Below are 3,279 nucleotides of genomic sequence, written 5' to 3'. Positions count from 1 at the left end.
CTGTGCGACCTGTCGCTGGCCGAGACGGCCGCGGCCATGGGGTGCTCCGAAGGCAATGTGAAGGCGCAGACGGCTCGGGCGCTGGCGGCGGTCCGGCCCGGCTTCGGGAACTGCTCGCCGCCGTGGAACCGGCCTCGGCCGTGCCTACCGTGACCACGTCCGACGACGCCGACCTCGACGACGCCTCCGCCGAGGACATCTTCGACCTGATCGACAACGAACTCGACTTTCCGTGATCCACCACTTCCGTCCTAGGGGAGGGCCGAACGATGGCCGATGAGCAGCAGCTTCTCGACTACCTCAAGAAGGTCACCGCTGATCTGCGGCGCACCAAGCGTCAGCTGCAGGCCGTCGAGTCACGCGACCAGGAGCCGATCGCGATCGTCGCGATGAGCTGCCGCTTCCCGGGCGGTGTGAACAGCCCGGAAGAGCTGTGGCGGATGCTCGCCGACGGCCGGGACGGCATCACCGAGTTCCCGGCCGACCGGGGATGGAACGTGGAGGAGCTCTACGACCCCGACCCGGAGCACCGGGGCACCACGTACACCAAGCACGGGGGGTTCATCGACGCGGTCGGCGAGTTCGACGCCGCGTTCTTCGGGATCTCGCCGCGCGAGGCCCTCACCATGGACCCGCAGCAGCGACTGCTGCTCGAATCGGCGTGGGAGACCTTCGAACGCGCCGGGATCGACCCGCTGTCGCTGCGCGGCACCAGCACCGGTGTCTACGCCGGCGTCACCATGCAGGATTACAGCGCCCGGGTGCTGATGAGCGCACCCGACGCCATCGAGGGACAGTTGCTCACCGGCAGCTCGACGAGCGTGGTGTCCGGGCGGATCGCGTACTCCCTCGGGTTGGAGGGGCCGGCCGTCACGATCGACACCGCCTGCTCGTCGTCGCTGGTCGCCGTCCACCTGGCGGCGCAGTCGCTGCGCCGCGACGAGTGTTCCCTGGCCCTCGCCGGCGGTGTCGCGATCATGTCGACGCCGACCCCGTTCGTCGAGTTCAGCCGGCAGCGTGGCCTGGCCCGCGACGGCCGCTGCAAGGCGTTCGCCGCGTCCGCCGACGGCACCGGCTGGGCCGAGGGCGTCGGCCTGGTGCTCCTGGAGCGGCTCTCCGACGCGCAGCGCCGGGGCCACCCGATCATCGCCGTGGTACGCGGCAGCGCCCTCAACCAGGACGGCGCGTCGAACGGCCTCACCGCCCCGAACGGCCCGGCCCAGCAGCGCATGATCCGCCAGGCGCTCACCGACGCGAAGCTGACCGCCGCCCAGGTCGACGTGGTCGAGACCCACGGCACCGGCACCACCCTCGGCGACCCGATCGAGGCGCAGGCCCTGATCGCCACGTACGGCAAGCAGCGCGCCGCCGAACGGCCGCTGCTGATCGGCTCGGTCAAGTCGAACATTGGCCACACCCAGGCCGCCTCCGGCATCGCCGGCATGATGAAGATGGCACTGGCCATCCAGCACGGGGTGGTCCCGCCCACCCTGCACGTCGATGAGCCCACCCCGCAGGTCGACTGGTCGGCCGGCACCGTCGCGCTGGCCACCGAACGCCTGCCCTGGCCGGACACCGGGCTGCCCCGCCGTGGCGGCGTGTCGGCGTTCGGGGTCAGCGGCACCAACGCGCACGTGATCCTGGAGGAGGCCCCGGCCCCGTCGTCCGACCCGGTGACCCCGGCGCCGGCCGGCGGGGCGCTGCCGTGGGTGCTGTCGGGGCGTACCGAGGCGGCGATGCGGGAGCAGGCCCGCCGGCTCGCCACCCACCTGGACGCCGCGGGGTCCGTCGACCCCGCCGACGTGGGCTTCTCCCTGGCCACCACCCGGGCGGCCCTGGAACACCGGGCCGTGCTGGTCGGCCGAGACCTGACCGGCCTGCGTGAGCGCCTGGACACGCTCGCCGCGCAGGGCCCGGACGCCGCGGACGCGTACGCCTGCCGTGGTGAGGCAGCCGGCGCGGTGCTCGTCTTCCCCGGTCAGGGCTCCCAGTGGGTCGGCATGGCGGCCGAGCTGATGGAGACCTCGCCGGTGTTCGCCGCCCGGATCGAGCAGTGCGCGGCGGCCCTGCGGCCGTACACCGAATGGTCAGTGCTCGACGTGTTGCGCTCCACCGACCCGGAGGTGCTGAAGCGGGTCGACGTGGTGCAGCCCGCGCTCTGGGCGGTCATGGTGGCGCTCGCCGAGCTGTGGCGCTCGTACGGTGTCGTTCCGGCGGCGGTCGTCGGCCACTCACAGGGTGAGATCGCCGCCGCCGTCGTCGCAGGAGCGTTGTCAGTGGAGGACGGCGCGAAGGTCGTCGCGCTGCGCAGCCAGGCCCTGTCGGCGTTGTCCGGGCTGGGCGGCATGGTCTCGGTCGCGGCACCCGCCGACGCGGTGCGGCAACGGCTGGAGACCTACATCGGGCGGATCAGCGTCGCCGCCGTCAACGGGCCGGCTTCGGTCGTGGTGGCCGGCGACGCGGACGCCCTGGACGAGCTGCTCGCCGAGTGCGAGCGCGACGGTGTACGGGCCCGTCGGATCAACGTGGACTACGCCTCGCACTCCGCCCACGTCGAGCGGATCCGCGACGCCGTGCTCACCGCCCTGGAAGGGCTCAGCCCTGGCCCGGCGGACATCCCGTTCTACTCCACCGTCACCGGCGAGCCGCTCGACACCAGCACGCTGGACGGCGACTACTGGTTCCGCAACCTACGTCAACAGGTCCTCTTCGCGGAGACCGTGGAACGCCTGCGAGCCGACGGGCACCACGTCTTCATCGAGTGCAGCCCGCACCCCGTGCTGACCGGCGGGCTCACCGAACTGCTCGGCGGCGCGCACGAGGCCGCCGCCGTCATCGGCAGCCTGCGCCGCGACGAGGGTGGGCTGGCCCGCTTCACCCGGTCACTGGCCGAGGCCCACGTGCACGGCGTCCGGCTGGACTGGCCGGCGGTGTTCCCCGGCGCGCGTACCGTCGCCCTGCCCACCTACCCCTTCCAGCACCAGCGCTACTGGCTGGAGGTGGAGTTCGGCGCGGCCGACCCGGGCACCGGCACCGGCGGCGGCACCCCCGCCGAAGCCGGCTTCTGGTCGGCTGTGGACCGGGCCGACGTGGACGCGCTCACCGCCACCCTCGGCGTCCCCGGCGAGGTCGTCGAGCCGATCCTGCCCAGCCTCACCTCGTGGCACCGGGGCAGTCGGGACCAGGCGACAGTCGACTCGTGGCGGTACCACATCGCGTGGCGCCCGCACCCGGGCGGCGCCGCCGGCACCCCCGCCGGCACCTGGCTGGTCCTGGTAC

Annotated in this window: 2 protein-coding genes; both read left to right on the top strand. The window is 73.0% G+C overall.

The genetic code is table 11. From position 1 onward, the window contains the following. Positions 1-36 precede the first annotated feature (36 nt). Positions 37-153 (top strand): hypothetical protein, encoded by a 117-nt coding sequence (locus ACWCO3_RS33200; RefSeq protein ID WP_450013888.1) that lies wholly within the window; start codon positions 37-39, stop codon positions 151-153. 116 nt (positions 154-269) lie between these two features. Further along, positions 270-3,279: type I polyketide synthase (locus tag ACWCO3_RS33195; RefSeq protein ID WP_450013886.1), on the top strand; the 3,010-nt coding region annotated here is incomplete at its 3' end.

Source organism: Micromonospora sp. NPDC002411 (assembly GCF_053592955.1).
The sequence above is the reverse complement of the archived record's forward strand: the minus strand, read 5'-3'. Positions and strand labels throughout refer to the sequence as shown.